The 14,394-nt window shown below is 60.2% G+C and carries 15 protein-coding genes and 1 pseudogene; 10 read left to right on the top strand and 6 right to left on the bottom strand.

Annotated elements, in window-relative coordinates; genetic code table 11:
• Positions 1 to 443 precede the first annotated feature (443 nt).
• The 8 genes from parS (at position 444) to C2L64_RS50405 (ending at position 7,574) form a co-directional block, all read left to right on the top strand.
• Positions 444 to 983: a type II RES/Xre toxin-antitoxin system antitoxin gene (gene parS, locus C2L64_RS50445; protein WP_086917607.1), complete on the top strand. Its 540-nt coding sequence runs from the start codon at positions 444 to 446 to the stop codon at positions 981 to 983.
• The gene (locus tag C2L64_RS50440) at positions 980 to 1,456 is read left to right on the top strand and encodes an RES family NAD+ phosphorylase (RefSeq protein ID WP_086917606.1); all 477 of its coding nucleotides are present in this window, start codon (positions 980 to 982) and stop codon (positions 1,454 to 1,456) included. Before parS ends, C2L64_RS50440 begins: the two co-directional genes overlap by 4 nt.
• Before the next feature lie 847 nt (positions 1,457 to 2,303).
• A complete protein-coding gene (locus C2L64_RS50430; protein ID WP_086917605.1) occupies positions 2,304 to 2,585 on the top strand; it encodes a DUF3303 domain-containing protein in 282 nt (93 codons plus the stop codon).
• A gap of 80 nt (positions 2,586 to 2,665) precedes the next feature.
• Complete coding sequence (locus C2L64_RS50425; RefSeq protein WP_086917608.1) at positions 2,666 to 2,986, top strand: antibiotic biosynthesis monooxygenase; 321 nt, start codon at positions 2,666 to 2,668, stop codon at positions 2,984 to 2,986.
• Positions 2,987 to 3,106: 120 nt separating this feature from the next.
• Positions 3,107 to 4,882 carry an alkaline phosphatase D family protein gene (locus tag C2L64_RS50420; RefSeq protein ID WP_086917604.1) on the top strand — a complete coding sequence of 592 codons (1,776 nt, stop codon included), beginning with the start codon at positions 3,107 to 3,109 and terminating at the stop codon, positions 4,880 to 4,882.
• A gap of 108 nt (positions 4,883 to 4,990) precedes the next feature.
• Entirely contained in the window at positions 4,991 to 5,599 is a 609-nt protein-coding gene (locus tag C2L64_RS50415) for a TetR/AcrR family transcriptional regulator (RefSeq protein WP_007585009.1), read from the top strand.
• Between the two features lie 121 nt (positions 5,600 to 5,720).
• Positions 5,721 to 6,530 carry an oxidoreductase gene (locus C2L64_RS50410; RefSeq protein ID WP_086917590.1) on the top strand — a complete coding sequence of 270 codons (810 nt, stop codon included), beginning with the start codon at positions 5,721 to 5,723 and terminating at the stop codon, positions 6,528 to 6,530.
• A 42-nt stretch (positions 6,531 to 6,572) separates the two neighbouring features.
• Complete coding sequence (locus tag C2L64_RS50405) at positions 6,573 to 7,574, top strand: NADP-dependent oxidoreductase (protein ID WP_090837082.1); 1,002 nt, start codon at positions 6,573 to 6,575, stop codon at positions 7,572 to 7,574.
• A 276-nt stretch (positions 7,575 to 7,850) separates the two neighbouring features.
• Here the strand turns inward: C2L64_RS50405 and C2L64_RS50400 are convergent, their stop codons facing one another.
• The 4 genes from C2L64_RS50400 to C2L64_RS56535 form a co-directional block, all read right to left on the bottom strand.
• Entirely contained in the window at positions 7,851 to 8,153 is a 303-nt protein-coding gene (locus tag C2L64_RS50400) for a hypothetical protein (RefSeq protein WP_242684264.1), read from the bottom strand.
• A gap of 241 nt (positions 8,154 to 8,394) precedes the next feature.
• Complete coding sequence (locus C2L64_RS53910) at positions 8,395 to 8,730, bottom strand: hypothetical protein (RefSeq protein WP_131542620.1); 336 nt, start codon at positions 8,728 to 8,730, stop codon at positions 8,395 to 8,397.
• Between the two features lie 4 nt (positions 8,731 to 8,734).
• Entirely contained in the window at positions 8,735 to 9,238 is a 504-nt protein-coding gene (locus tag C2L64_RS50395; RefSeq protein WP_086917321.1) for a DUF421 domain-containing protein, read from the bottom strand.
• Positions 9,239 to 9,522: 284 nt separating this feature from the next.
• Complete coding sequence (locus tag C2L64_RS56535; RefSeq protein ID WP_081498839.1) at positions 9,523 to 9,831, bottom strand: ParB-like protein; 309 nt, start codon at positions 9,829 to 9,831, stop codon at positions 9,523 to 9,525.
• Between the two features lie 416 nt (positions 9,832 to 10,247).
• Here C2L64_RS56535 and C2L64_RS50385 point away from each other — a divergent pair, with 416 nt between their 5' ends.
• Positions 10,248 to 10,799: a hemerythrin domain-containing protein gene (locus C2L64_RS50385; RefSeq protein WP_090837062.1), complete on the top strand. Its 552-nt coding sequence runs from the start codon at positions 10,248 to 10,250 to the stop codon at positions 10,797 to 10,799.
• Positions 10,800 to 11,213: 414 nt separating this feature from the next.
• Here the strand turns inward: C2L64_RS50385 and C2L64_RS50380 are convergent, their stop codons facing one another.
• Together C2L64_RS50380 and C2L64_RS50375 are read right to left on the bottom strand one after the other, a co-directional pair.
• On the bottom strand, positions 11,214 to 11,666 hold the full coding sequence (locus C2L64_RS50380) for a hypothetical protein (RefSeq protein ID WP_242684262.1): 453 nt from the start codon (positions 11,664 to 11,666) through the stop codon (positions 11,214 to 11,216).
• Between the two features lie 36 nt (positions 11,667 to 11,702).
• On the bottom strand, positions 11,703 to 11,903 hold the full coding sequence (locus C2L64_RS50375; RefSeq protein ID WP_007583289.1) for a DUF2934 domain-containing protein: 201 nt from the start codon (positions 11,901 to 11,903) through the stop codon (positions 11,703 to 11,705).
• A 1,042-nt stretch (positions 11,904 to 12,945) separates the two neighbouring features.
• Here C2L64_RS50375 and C2L64_RS54700 point away from each other — a divergent pair.
• Positions 12,946 to 13,230, top strand: a pseudogene (locus C2L64_RS54700) (manganese catalase family protein); the annotation flags it as partial.
• Between the last annotated feature and the right edge of the window lie 1,164 nt (positions 13,231 to 14,394).

Raw genomic sequence — 14,394 nt, 5'->3', positions numbered from 1 at the left:
CGGCGCAGATGCGGTCCCCCCCCACTTCCCCCGCCCACGAGAGCGCCGGATATTCTACCGGCACACCACCGTGTTATCGGCAAATGTCATGCTTTCCTGAACGCGGTCGTGCCGAGGGCGCATTTGTTCGCCAGGGGTGCCGGCGCTGCCCGGAAAAATCGAAATTGACCTGAATCGCTGGTCGCGTTGGCAACTGTCGAGATACGCGCTCCGAAGAGGCGCATCCCGACAGGTGCAGGTGGCCATGCACAACACGACCTTCCGGTGGTCCACGCGATTCGATCGATCGGCCAGAACGGTAAGGCCCGTCGGCGCGCTTGCCGATAATCCCTTCGAGACTTCATCGTCATCGGCGACCGGTGATGGCCCGACTGCATGCGTCCCAGCTGGGCAGATTCGCCACATCCATTTGAGCTATAATAAAGTCTCATTTGGAGATTCCCGTGAACGCGCCTGCCACCTCCGCCCGTCGCCCGCCGGCCCGCAAGACTGCAGTTCGTGTCCCGGCAAAACCCGCCGCGCCGTCGCGGGCTGCCAAAGCGCACGCGACGAAGATCAACGATTACCTCACCCTCTATCACGCGCCTCCGCTCGAGCGCATCAGCTTCATCAAGTACGGCGTGGATGCCTACGACGTGTACGTTCTTGCGCGCAACATGGGAACCTCGCAGGACAACCTGATGGTGACCTTGGGGCTGCCGCGCTCGACCATCATCCGTAAGGCCAAGGGGAAGGCGCGTCTGTCCGCGGAGCAGAGCGAACGGGTGATCGGTATGGCGAGGCTGGTCGGCCAGGTCGAAGCGATGGTCGCCGAATCCGGGAATCCGGAAGGCTTCGACGCCGCCCACTGGGTAAACGAATGGCTGGACCAGCCCAACCCGGCACTGGATCAGCGCCGTCCTGCTGAGTTCATGGATACGGTCGCGGGACAGGAATTTGTCGCCTCCCTGCTGGCGAAGGCACAGAGCGGAGCGTACGCGTGACAGTCGCGGTCTGGCGGATCGCGACCGAAGCGCCCAACTACCCCGCAGACGATCTTTCCGGTGCCGGCGCGAAGGCGACGGGTGGCCGGTGGAACCGGCGCGGAACGCCGGTTTTGTACTGTGCGTCGACCATCGCCCTGGCCTGTCTGGAAACCGTGGTTCACATTCGTGCGGCGGGATTGCCGCTGAACCGCTACCTCGTGTTTCTGGACGTGCCCGACAACGTCTGGCAGGCCGCGACGGTTTTCACGAACATCTCAGCGCCCATAGGATGGGACGCAATCCCGCCCGGTATGACGAGCCTGGATACAGGTGAGAAATGGATCTATAAGGCTGCCACAGCCCTGCTTCTTGTGCCGTCTGTCATCGTCCCGGAGGAGACGAACGTCCTCATCAACCCGGCCCATCCGGATGCCGCGGGCATTCGTGCGCAGAAAGTGCGGCGTTGGACCTACGATCAGCGAATGGGTTAAGGCCATGCCAGGCCTTCGACGGCCTCGAATGAAAGCGCGTAAAGGTCGTCAGTGATTTTCGTTTCGAAATGGTCGATGGACAGCTCACGCTGGACGAGGACGGGACGCGCCTGCTTTATGTGGCCGCGACGCGCGCACGGCATGTTCCTGACATGTCAGGATTGCGCGCCGAACTGCTGGATGCTCCTCTCTTGCCGCGAACCACTGATCCGGCACACCAAAGGTGGCGTTTCTTCGAACAACGGGCCGAGCGCTCATTTCTGGCTGCGTTGTACTCCCCCGCGCGGCGCCCACAAATTCTCGCGGTGATAATCCGCGCCGGGTTTTACCGGACACAAGACTTCGTTTCCACGACATCCGGGCACGTTGCCCTAGCTTAGCGCCCAACCTTGTCGTTGGCTGTCGTGGCACCAATGACTGGTCCGCCCCCGTCAAGCGGACGATCGAGTGACTATTCGCTTCGTTGTCCTAATACCCGATTTTGGCCGGCTTGAGAGGTCGCGCCCGGTTGCGTTCGCTAAATAACGGCGCTTCCTCGCTCACGAACGCAATGCACGGTGTACCAGGGCGAGCCAGCCTGAGGCATGCCTGCGATTCTTAACACCCGGCGTTATCCTCGGCCCGTCAGGCAGTATCGCACAGGGGCAACGCGTGCCCACCGCTCTGCACACAGCCTGCAGGCGCGACTTCCAGATTGGCGCAAGCGACGCCTCGCATCTGAGAGTCCGGGGCGTCATCGCGCAAGGACCAGGCCCTGACGCAAATGCGATCCCCGCGTTGCATCCACTGGCTACCGTCCGCCGTATAAGAAAGCGCAACTCGCCACACTTGTACCGAGGAGGTAATCATGAAGTTCATGCTGACGTTCACGTGGGCACCCGACGCCCGCATTCGCGAAGAAGCCATCGAGCGTTTCCGGAAGACAGGCGGTCTTCCGCCGACGGGCGTCACGTTGCTCGGCAGATGGACCCGGGCGGATCTGAGCGGCGGTTTCGATCTGCTCGAAGCCGAAGACCTAAGGAAAGTAACTGAGTTCGCCTACATGTGGAGCGACCTGATGAAACTGGACATCACACCTGTCGTGGAGGACGACGATCTGAACGCTGTTTTCCAGACTGTCGCCAGGTAGTGTGTAGACCAGACTCGATGCGATCAATGCGATGCCCGGCTGCGGTGCTTTGCAACGTGTAACAAGTAATGGGTGCAATCATGACGATAAAAGTCGTGCAGAAATATGATCTCCTGCCTGGCGTTGACCAGCAGGCCTATGCTGATCTGATGAAGAAAGTGGTCGCCGCCTTGCTGCGGGCCCCAGGCCTTGTCGAGATCGATGCCAGCCGAAATCTGCTGGGATCGCCCCAGGTGCGGGCGACGAGCGTATGGCAGCGTCTTGCAGATTGGGAAGCCGCGCGGGAACATGAAGAACTGGTGGCATTGGAGGTCGAGTCTCGCCGCCATGTCACGAACATGAGCGTCGAAATCTGGGGGCCATCGCCTCTGCTCACTCAGCCTCTTCGTCCAGAGCGCTAGACGGGTGCGCCCCACGGTGGCAGAGCGAGCCTGCATGGAAGCCTGCCACCCGTGACGACAATGCGATGAATGCCCAATAGCGCGCCGTGAGTACAAGCTCCCGGATCGCCGGAGGTCGCGATGGATCGCCGTCATTTTCTGCAGTCGTCCACGTTCTTCACGATTGCCGTGGCAACTGGTACGGTCCCGGCGTGCCGGTCCATGCCGGATACGGAAGCGTTGACGGACAAGGGCCACTATGTGTTTGCACAGGGCGTTGCAAGTGGCGATCCCCGGGATGAGTCGATCGTGTTCTGGACTCGCTGCGTCGCCGCGCAAGGTGATGGAAAAGCTGTGTCCTTGCGGCTCGAAGTATCGACTCAGCCGGACTTCGCGCTGCCTGTCGCCACTGTGCCGTTGCGTGCGTTGCACACTCACGATTTTACGGTCCGCGCGAAGGTCACAGGTTTGCATCCAAAGACCGCGTACTACTATCGATTCGTGGCTGGCAGCGATATCAGCCCCACCGGTGTGTCCCGTACCGCGCCGGGTCCCGCCGATGCCAACACCAGGGTGCGCTTTGCCTGGCTCACCTGTCAGGACTGGAGCGTCAATCACTGGCAGGCGATGACGCTAATGGCCGCCGAGGCCGATCTCGATTTTGTCGTACATGTTGGCGACTACATCTACGAGGCAGTCGGCTTGCGCACTGCCGATCCGGCGGAACGGGCGCACCCGCCGCTAAAGCTGCCTGACGGACAGCCGATGCCGGGAGGAGGCATCTACGCCGACTCGCTCGATGACTACCGCACGCTTTATCGAACCTATCGGACCGACCTGCGGCTGCAGGCGGTGCATCACCGGTTTCCGATGATCGCGATCTGGGACGACCACGAATTCTCCGACGATTGCTGGCAGGATCATCAGGTCTACACCAACGAAGAGAAGCGCGAAACGCAGCGTCGGCGCAATGCCACCCAGGCATGGGCGGAATACATGCCCGTCGATTGGAGCGACGTCAAATTCGTCGGCGAAAACAGCGCATACGACAATATCCGCATTTACCGCGACTTCCACTTTGGTTCGCTGATGCATCTGGTCATGACAGACGAACGGCTTTATCGCGACGGCCATGTGGTCAGCGCAGCCGCGATAGCACAGGCCCGTGGCAACGACCCGGTTCATGGCGACAACGCGGCGGGTTCACGGTACTTCGTCGAACGAGGTGTCCTGCAACGCTTCGAGACACTCGACACCGCCCAGCTCGGCCGCTCGCCTTCGATGCTTGGCCCCGTCCAGACACAATGGTGGAAAGACACGCTCAAGGCATCCCCTGCAACGTGGAAGGTCTGGGGAAATGAAGTCATGCTGAACCGGCTATGGGTGAACCTGCCTTCGGGAAGCGGTGGCCAGAACAAGAGCCTGGTAGTCAACTGCGATTCGTGGGACGGCTATCCGGCACACAAACGTGAGTTGCTCGACTGGCTAAGAGAGGAGTCGATTCGCAATGTCGTCGCGATCACGGGCGATCTACACGCGTTTCAATGCGGCGTCGTGCGGAATGAACCGGATCTTTCGAAGGGCGAGCCCGTGCTCGTCGACTTTGTTTGCGCGGGGATCAGCAGCACGTCTTTCTATACATATATCAAGGCAGCGTGGGAAGGGACACCACTCGCGCCGCTGGTTGCCACGCCAGCCGCGCTCGACGACTTTCTTAAAGCCAACAACCCAGACCTTCGATACGTCGATCACGACGCCCAGGGATATGCGTCGGCGACGGTGACACCGGGGCGCTTTGTGGTCGTATTCAATAAGGTGAAGCGGGTCGACAGTAACGGGATCGCACCAGCGGATCCACTGCTTCAGCGTACCCGATTGACCGTGTTAAAGGACACAGCCGAGGTTCGGGTCGGATAGCTTGCAGACCATCGGCAACACTGTCCGGCGCGACGGCACATGACGGAGTAGCAGCCCCCTTGGTGCACGTCGGGATTCCTCCTGCAGCAAATTGTGCCGAAGTGGTATATGATGAGCATCATGCGAAAATCATCATTCAACGGGAAAACTCCGAGCCGTAAGGAAATTACGCACGCACGCATCGTCGAGGTTGCCGCGCGTGCGATCCGGCGCAGCGGCTACGACGGGACGGGCGTGGCCGACATCATGAAGGAGGCCGGTCTGACACATGGTGGCTTCTATGCGCACTTTCCATCGCGGGAGGTGTTGCTCGCCGAAGCGGCTGACCGGGCCGGTGCCGAGTCCGTGGCCCTGTCGGAGCAAATCGCCGCCACTGTGCCACCGGAGCAGGCATTGCCGTCGATGCTGCGCGCCTATCTGTCGAAGGAGCACCGTGAGGGCATCGAGACAGGCTGCCCGATCTCCGCTCTTGGCTCAGAGATGCCGCGCCAGGCGCCGGTCGTTCGGCGTGCGGCTACACGTCGCATCAAGGAGATGATCGATGTCGTTGCGCGCCAATTGCCTGATTGGGGCCAGCCGGGGGCGCATGAGCAGGCACTGATGATCGTTGCCACCATGGTCGGCACCATGGTGCTGGCGCGCGCCGTCGACGACCCCAAGCTGTCGGACGGTTTTCTGGAAGCCGCATTGAAGAAATTCGCACCCACTGACGAGTAAATCCGCTTGTTCGACGTGTGTTCTTTGCTCGGCCTAAAATATTACGTTCATCATATTTTCGCAGGGTGCACGTTGGACTAACCACGCAAAGACACTGCTCACTATCGGAAGGAAGGACATTATGAAAAGCGGAATAGCCATCGTGACGGGCGCCTCGTCAGGCATCGGCGAAGCCACGGCAAACCGCCTCACTACGGCGGGGTACAAGGTCTACGGCGCCAGCCGTCGCGGAACGCAAGCCGGCCAGCGGGCGTTCGAAATGCTGCCGCTGGACGTGACCAGCAAAGCATCGGTCGAAGCTGCTGTCCATGAGGTACTGCGCCTGCACGGCCGCATCGACCTGCTGGTGAACAACGCTGGCTTTGGCATCGCCCCCGCCGCAGCAGAAGAGAGTTCGCTTGACCAGGCCCGTGCGATCTTTGATACGAACTTCTTCGGGATTGTCCGCACGACGCGCGCCGTATTGCCCCATATGCGCCGACAAGGTCGCGGCCGCATCATCAACATCGGCTCTGTGCTGGGTTTCTTGCCCATGCCCTATATGGCGTTGTACTCCGCCACCAAGCATGCGGTAGCAGGCTATTCGGAGTCGCTCGACCACGAGTTGCGCACGATGGGCATCCGGGTATCGGTCATTGAGCCCGCCTACATCAAGACGTCTTTTGATGCGAACTTCGTGGCGCCCGATGCTCCCCTCGACGAGTACCGAGAGGTGCGCGCGTCCGTAGACAAACGAGTCAAGGAGGTTGTCGAGGGCGCCGACGGTCCCGAGGTCGTGGCCGAGACTGTGCTGCAGGCCGCCCTCGCGGCTCGCCCGAGACTCCGCTATGCAGCCGGCGGACTCGCCGGACGTCTGCGATTGCTACGGAGATTTGCGCCTGCGGGCCTGGTCGACGCCGGCACTCGCAAAGACCTTCGGCTCGCAACGTAGGCGCTATTACCTAACACAACAGGAAGCTAACAAGGAACCATGATGAAGGCATTCGTCGTCGATCGATATGGACGCAAGCATGGCGTACGAGCCGGCGATATGCCGGTTCCGGAACTGCGTGAAGATGACGTGTTGATCCAGATTCACGCCGCTGGTGTGAATCCTCTCGATTCAAAGATCAGGGATGGGGAGTTCAAGCTCATTCTGCCCTATCGCTTGCCGCTGATTTTGGGCAACGACCTGGCGGGGGTCGTTGCCCGCGTCGGATCGCGCGTGCGACGATTCAGGCCGGGCGATGAGGTCTATGCGCGACCACCCAAAGATCGGATCGGTACTTTCGCGGAATTCATCGCGATCAAGGAAGATGCGGTGGCTCTCAAGCCCAAAGCGCTCAGCATGGAAGAAGCGGCTTCGATCCCGTTGGTGGGCTTGACCGCCTGGCAGGCGCTGATCGAACGAGGACAACTGAAGAAGGGGCAGAAGGTGCTCATACACGCCGGCTCGGGCGGCGTTGGCACCTTTGCCATTCAACTGGCGAAGCATCTGGGCGCGACCGTCGCGACGACAGCGAGCACCGCGAACGCCAGGTTGATGAAGCAGCTCGGTGCGGATATCGTCATCGATTACAGGAAAGATGACTTTGCTGCTGCGTTGAAAGACTTCGACGTGGTGCTGGATACGCAGGGCGGAAATACGCTCGAAAGGTCACTGCGAGTGCTCAAGCCGGGTGGCAAGCTCATCGGGATCGCCGGTCCGCCCGATCCTGATTTCGCTGCACAGATGGGCGCCTCCTGGTTCCTGAAAACGGCGATGCGCTTTCTAAGCTATCGCATCCGGAAGGCGGCTAAACATCATGACGTCACTTATTCGTTCCTGTTCATGCGTGCCGATGGCGACCAGCTAGGTCAGATCGCGTCGCTCATTGAAGCAGGTGCGATCAGGCCTGTGATCGATCGGGCTTTCCCGTTCGAGTCAACACGAGAGGCTTTGGCTTACGTCGAAACAGGACATGCAAAGGGCAAGGTTGTCATCAGGATCCGATAGAAGGACGGACCTCCGTTTGCTTCCTCACGACTGCAACGACGTTTTGACATGAATTTCTTGTGACCTGCAACGTCAGCCGTCTGTTGTCAGCGCGGAACCGACCTTCAAACGTCCCCAGAACAATCGAGAGGAATGGACCCGACGGCACCAGAAAGCCGGTGCTGATTGGAACAAGTCCTTGGAACGATGGCGCTCACGTCAGAGCAGTGCGTTTCCCTTCAGTGCGCGTGCGCGGCTATTCTAATGACCATCCACGCACTTTAAACATAATAGCAATTAGCAACAATTTGGGGTCAGATCATCCAGTGCCTTCAGACCGTCTTCGGCCCAGCTGAGAAACGACTGCACAGCCAGACGCACGTCCTCCAGCACGGCAGGCTCGTCAACCGCCTTCAGGTCGCGCACGATGATCTTCCAGGCCTTGCCCGTGATCACGAATCCCTCCAGCAGCCGACGACGGTTCTCCATGAAATGGATCTTGAATTCGTCGGAAATGGGAATCTGCATGTCGAGCGATTTGCGCCACATCTCCATCGACACGAGTATGAAGTCGGGATCGAACTCCACGACGATCGGCATGTACCGCCTGGTTGCGTCTTCCACTATTCGGGTCCGTCCATTCAGGTTGTGCAGCGCCGCCACGACTGTAGGTCACACCCGTCGGCACCTCAACGCGTGTGAGCACGACACCTTCAGTCCTTCCCACGATAGCACGGTGTCGTATCGCGGCGGCGATACCCAGTCTTCGACCGCCGGCTTGCGCAACGATCCCACCGTGGAGCATCGGTCGAAACCGATTTCGTCAACCATGGGTACCGATTTAACGGGCGCCGCTGATCATGCCGCAACTTGATGCGGCGGCTTCATGGCAAGCCGTAGCGCTGACGGCGTGGCGCAGCTTTGCGGTGGTTTGCTGTTCAGCGAAAGTAACCAGTCCGTTTATGCGAGGCGCCCAGACCGGCAGATTGGAGTTCTTTTTCAACTCACGGTCATACGCGACACAACCGTCAGGTGGTGAGCCGCCGATAGGCCTCAAGATGTCCAGCAGGCCCTGCGGGTCGCCGCGTTTCTCAAACGGAAAAGTCAGATTGCGACGGGCGGCTACGTACGTCGGATCAATTTCCAGATAGCGTGGCTCTGCGTCTTCGACACCCACTGCGTCACTCTGCCCGCTGGGCCTTCTTGTGGATGAGGCTTACCTGCCCATTGCGCTCGACGATCGCTGACTCCACTTCATCCAGATCACAGGTATGAAGCGTCTGTCTCGCCGTCTCCAATACGTCCGTCCGGGTGGTGAGCGCCGCAGACATCTGCCTGCTGTTAAACTGGCCGCCGCTAAAAACCTCTCTTTCGGCCCCGACGACGAATGCCTCAAGGGCCGGTGAGCGAACACACGCCCACGCCAGCGCGCGATGGATCAGCACGATCGCCAGCGACGCGGCCAGTGTAGGAATGGCGGGTGATGCCCCGACAATGATGCGACTCAGTGTGGCTCCGAGCAGGATCGCGACCACGTAGTCAAAGGGCGACCGCTGTCCGAAAGATCGCCGACCCGATACGCGAATCAGAACAAGCGTGGCGAAGAAGACCGCGACGGCGCATGTCGTCATCTGCGCGGCATCAAGCTCTCGCCCTTCCCCAAATATCGCTGTCATCAAGTCCATGAAGTTCTCCTGGCCTGCCGGGTTCCGCGGGTGGCTGGCAGGTTTGCCGCGCCTCAAGCACCTGGCTGACCCATACGCTGCCGGGTGCCCGATGCCGAGGGTTGGTGGTTAGGTCAGTCAGGCGCTCCGATGTAGCTTGGCAGGCCGAGTGCGGCCCTGCTTCTTGCGAGCTTGACCGCCTTCCTGACGCGCAATTCGAAATCTCCGTCGGTCGCGGGTGGCGGCAGGCGATGCCTGAAGAAATCCGCCCACCGGAACTCTTCAAGCGGCACGGCCGTCTTTTCCTATCCGCCGCTGTCGCGCGCGGATGCAGAGAGGCTGCGGAATTCGTCGTCCGCCAGCTCCCACATGCTCGTACGTGTCTGCAAACGCCACCCTTCGACCGTCGCGATCATATGGGTAAGTCCACCGGTGGTTTTCCCTGGTGAGCCAGAACTTCGCCTCGTGAGAGACGACAGGTCTCTTATCAGCACGACCGGGACACGTGTGTCGCTGACATGCCAGAGTGCCGTCGCCACGTGATGATGGTCTATTGCATAGGGCGCGTTCGCGGGACCGAGCGCGATGGGTCCCAGCTTTTCGGCGATGGCCATCTCAAGCTAATGCCTGCTCAGGGAACGACATGCCCTCGGCTTTTCACGAGTTTCACGCTCGCCGCGCGTGATCCGGGTCGGGCGCAACCGGGCGATCTTTATCGTCTTCATTGCGGTTCTGCGCGCTCGAGTGTGGATGGGCCGGGCGGCCCCGTGTTGCAGGACCAACCCCAACAAGCGAGAGGGTTCCCATGAGACCGCAGCAGGGAACGTGCCGTCACATCGGCGGGTTCACGACGCACCAGGCAATCGTGCGCCTTCGCGTGCCGCGTGGGCGGCGCCGTACGACGCGGGCGAGCGCCCACACTTCGGCACCGCTGAGTCGCGGAACGCTCATTGCTGGATGTTGATGCGGATCGTGGGGCCGGATATCGATGGCAGCGACGCAATTCCTCACATATTTCAGGGAGATACGAATGAACACGCAAGACAAGAAAAGCAGACCGACTGACGCCCCCGCCGCACCGGCCGCGATCGCGTTGCTGAAGGCGGATCACCGCGCAGTGGAGAAAATCTTCGCTGCGTTCGAAAAGGCGGCGGACGACGATCTGGAAGCAAAGGGCACGCTGGCGCGGCGCGCATGCGAAGAACTGACGGTGCACGCGATTATCGAAGAGGAACTTCTGTACCCGGCGGCGCACAAGGCACTCGAGAAACAGGATGAGATTGACGTGGACGAGGCATACGTCGAGCATTACCTGGTCAAGACATTGATTGAGAAGTTCGATTCGCTTCGTCCAGGCGATGATGGCTTTGACGCGACATTCAAGGTGATGTCCGAACTCGTAAAACATCACGTCGAAGAGGAAGAGTCCGAGCTCTTTCCGGAATTGCGCGAAAGCGGCATTGATCTCGTCGCGTTGGGTGTAAAGCTGGCTGCGCGCAAGAATGAGCTCATGAAAAAGCTCGACGCAGCGGGGAGCAAGCTTGTCGGCGACCGGTCACTGTCGTTCATACGAGCTGCCTGACCGCAGGTAGGTTCGTGCATGTCCGCCGGGGCGCCATATCTGCTTCACACGGCCTCGGCGGCACCCAACCGGTGCCGCGCGCCGGCCGCTTTATCGCGACCGAGCCGATGAGGACGGTTACATTGGACGTGAGTTCGCGGCAGGAAGTGTCTGCACGGTCGTCGCGGCCTTCAAAAGCAATGCGCAGGGCGCGCATATCTCGTTTGCGACTTTGCTCGCAAAAGCAGTCCGCGCGAGAGTATTTCCTTCGCTCGCCACGCTGATGGGTTCTCCGCGATGCGATCTCTGTCAAATAGCGATGTCGGTATCTTGGAGCGCAGTAGCACGAAGTCGACATGCAAGGCGTCGTATGGAAACTCAATGGCGCCCTCAGCAGAATTACATCCTATATCGGCATAATAACAATTAGCCAAATTATGGGGCCAGATCATTCGGTGCCTTCAGACCGTCTTCGGGCCAGCTGGGAAACGGCTGCACAGCCAGTCGCACGCGCCCTCCAGCAAAAGGCAGGCTCGCCGACCGCGTTCGGGTCGCGCACGATGATCTCCAGGGCTTGCCCGTGATCACAAATCCCTCCAGCAGCCGACGACGGTTCTCCATAAAATGGATCTTGAATTCGTCGGAAATGGGAATCTGCATGTCGTGCGATTTGCGCCACATCTCCATCGACACGAGCATGAAGTCGGGATCGAACTCCACGACGATCGGCGTGTACTGCCTGGTTGCGTCCTCCACTATCCGGGGCGACCCGTTCAGGCTGTGAACCGCCGCATCGTGAGTCCCGCCCGCGTGCAGCGGGACAACGAAAACGGCGGTGCGATCTGGGATGAACACGACGGACAGACTTTCCTTGCCCGTTGCCGCCACATTTGCCGCGATATTTGAGGCCTCTGAGCGGCCCGCTTAAGCTGCGGGGTCGCCTTGTGGAGGCTCGAGTGGTGCGTCATCCGCCAGCAACTGCTGACGCGCTTTTTCCCAGTACTCGTCTGACCGCCCGTCGGGGCTACCGTCCCTTTCCCAAAGATCGTAAGCGAGCGTACGGATCTGCTCTTCCGTGACGGGCGACCTGACTTCGGCGGCCGATAGGCCTACTTCAAGTTTCATTTCTGTGCTCCTTGAAAGACGGGTTGATGCCGCATGTGCCCCCACTGGTAGTGGAGTGGGCCGACCGGCGACGGAGATCCTCCTTATCTGCGCGATGAGTGTTGATCGGGGAAAAAGACGCCGCCCATGGCAACTGGCCCGGAAAAAAGCCCGCGACGACCGCGGGCAAACCACACGGAGCCAATTCGACACCGCCGGAACGAGAGCGATGTCGGTGATATCGAGCAACTCGCATGCCGCAGCCATTGGAAACCATCCTCATTCGTCGACCGGTTCGATCTTTATTGGCGCGATCGCGGGCGACGAAACAGGCAGGCGGCGGCAACGCTGTCTAATACGATTAGCGAGTGCTCCACGAGAGCGCTTTGCGAACGGACCCAGCAACCTGACGGGACTCGTGTACGCTGCCAGCGCCATCGCGCAGCGGTCCGCGCGCTTCGCCAGATGTCTTCCGATATCCGGCCCTTCGACGTTTTTCCGTCACGGTTACACGTCGGCCCGGTTCGCCCTATGCATTCGTGTTGCTTCGACGTCCAATGGCGCTTCGGCTGACTTGCTGACCGACACTCCACTTTTCGGAACACTAGAAGCTCCAGCAAGACCCGTCGTTACCTTCCTTTGATTTTCCTTGATCCAGCGTAGCGAGGACAAGGATCCGGTCACCCTACAAACTAAGCTAAACCAACAGCCCACTGCGCAGAAAGACGCGAGCAGCGCGCCGATCGGGAGCAAAGATGCTTCGGAGGTTCGGCCGCCGCGCGAGTGCCGGGATCGCTTGAATTGCGGACAGTTGCCTCCAGACTCGGAAACTACAGTGCTGCGTGCGCCAGTATTTTTCCTTGCTTCTGTGCACCCACATTTTTCTTGCATTGGTCACGAAGGTGACAAGATCGTCAGAACCCAGCCGGAAAACATTGCGTTTCACCAAACGACGCCTCACTCCGGGGGGTGGCCCTGCCCGTACTGCGACAGTGGACGAGAGCCGAGTAGCTCCTGTACGCATGCTCGCTTGCGGCTCGCTGCAGCCATCCCGATCACGTGTCCCGGGCGGAAAGATAGGCTTTTCGATATCGCTTGTCGGTTCGATTGTCGCGATGCTGAAAAGGGGCGCCAAGGGGCAACTCGCCGAGGGCGTTCAGGAGGCAACGAACTCTATCGCTCGATGACCGGAGGCGGTAATGATTCACACATCACCTCGCTGCTCTACGGGGGCGGTCCCGCATTGATCAACTCGGCCGGTGCGCCGTGGACGGCCGCATACATCGCTACCATCGGCGAACCTACCGCCGATCTGCGCTCAAATATCGCCGCCGAAGCGCGTGCCAGAAGCAAGCGGGAAGCAACTGCCCCTCGGGCGACCCGCGATAAGGGCCGCCGCGCATCGATGCCGATCGCGACGAGGCGCCACGAGCGTTGAAGCGAGGAGACAAGGAAAAGATCGATAGAATGCTCGACGATCTCGACGTGTTCACTACTGATCCGGAAAGGACGAGTCGACCAAGCCAGGCACTGAAAGGTCAAATTCGTCCGGCAAAACCTCGACAAGCAGAAAGATTGAGCATATGCCGTCCAGGCGCGTGAACGACTGGTCAGCCGACGATGCCGCTGCTGTGGGGCATCTGTCCGGCGAGCGATGTGGCTGAAACAATGCCAGCAGTCTGCCGAACCCTGCCTGACTCGAAAGTTTCTTGGCCGCGCCGATGCAGTATCCGTGATAGGGATCGGTGCGCTTTCCGCGCTGGGCAAGATCCGCAATCGCGCCAGCTCATAGCCATCCATTTCCGGTACGCCGACTTTGGAGACGACGATCTCCGTCGTGAGCGTGTGGGCGATATCACGCGTGTTGGCCCCGCCGGCAACAGTGGGTACATCATGTCCTTGCTCTCGAATGGCGCACGCGTCGCTTCGCGGATCGGCTTCATCACATCCAGGACGACAATCCTCCACCGCATGACCTCTCGCGCCGGTGCGCCTACTTCAATCAACGACTGCCGGCCGGGCTGCTGCAATTTTGCGGCGCGGCTCCCAAATTGACCGCAATCTGCGCCCCTTGACGCCGACGACTAACAATAATTACGAATCTCAACCACTACGTAGCAAATGAACTGACTCATCGCGAGCGCGGACTCGCGCGGGATCCTGGCGAGCCTTTTGCCGCGGAATTGACGCGCCATCCGCACGCGTGGCGGATGAGTTCCACAACGGGAGGACCATGACGAATATTGACGCTCGGGTACAACTCGACGCAGCGCAAACATGGTCGTCTCCCGCAAGGTAGGCCCCCGCTTCGCGTGCTTGACGTGCGCGAAACGCTCGTCTTCGGCGGCGGCCAGCACAACGCCATCGCATCAGCACGGCGGCGCTGTCGTGATAGACGGCATTGATTCTCAATGTGTACCTGAGCGTCATTCCGTAGGGGTGGCAGCGCGCGATGCGCTGGCTGGCTGATTTCGTCTATGAGTTCGAGCGCCGCGTTGGCGACCTCGACGGC

The organism is Paraburkholderia hospita, from assembly GCF_002902965.1.
GTDB lineage: Bacteria > Pseudomonadota > Gammaproteobacteria > Burkholderiales > Burkholderiaceae > Paraburkholderia > Paraburkholderia hospita.
Note: the sequence above shows the minus strand (reverse complement) of the source record. Positions and strands in the feature narration are given on the sequence as shown.

Excerpts from the sequence above, each read along its gene's own strand:
- C2L64_RS56535 (WP_081498839.1), bottom strand. The coding sequence starts at position 9,831 with ATGGCCATCGCCGAAAAGCTGGGACCCATCGCGCTCGGTCCCGCGAAC.
- C2L64_RS50385 (WP_090837062.1), top strand. The coding sequence starts at position 10,248 with ATGAACACGCAAGACAAGAAAAGCAGACCGACTGACGCCCCCGCCGCA.
- C2L64_RS50425 (WP_086917608.1), top strand. The coding sequence starts at position 2,666 with ATGACGATAAAAGTCGTGCAGAAATATGATCTCCTGCCTGGCGTTGAC.
- C2L64_RS50420 (WP_086917604.1), top strand. The coding sequence starts at position 3,107 with ATGGATCGCCGTCATTTTCTGCAGTCGTCCACGTTCTTCACGATTGCC.
- C2L64_RS50395 (WP_086917321.1), bottom strand. The coding sequence starts at position 9,238 with ATGGACTTGATGACAGCGATATTTGGGGAAGGGCGAGAGCTTGATGCC.
- C2L64_RS50375 (WP_007583289.1), bottom strand. The coding sequence starts at position 11,903 with ATGAAACTTGAAGTAGGCCTATCGGCCGCCGAAGTCAGGTCGCCCGTC.
- C2L64_RS50430 (WP_086917605.1), top strand. The coding sequence starts at position 2,304 with ATGAAGTTCATGCTGACGTTCACGTGGGCACCCGACGCCCGCATTCGC.
- C2L64_RS50400 (WP_242684264.1), bottom strand. The coding sequence starts at position 8,153 with ATGCCGATCGTCGTGGAGTTCGATCCCGACTTCATACTCGTGTCGATG.
- C2L64_RS50405 (WP_090837082.1), top strand. The coding sequence starts at position 6,573 with ATGAAGGCATTCGTCGTCGATCGATATGGACGCAAGCATGGCGTACGA.
- C2L64_RS50415 (WP_007585009.1), top strand. The coding sequence starts at position 4,991 with ATGATGAGCATCATGCGAAAATCATCATTCAACGGGAAAACTCCGAGC.
- C2L64_RS50410 (WP_086917590.1), top strand. The coding sequence starts at position 5,721 with ATGAAAAGCGGAATAGCCATCGTGACGGGCGCCTCGTCAGGCATCGGC.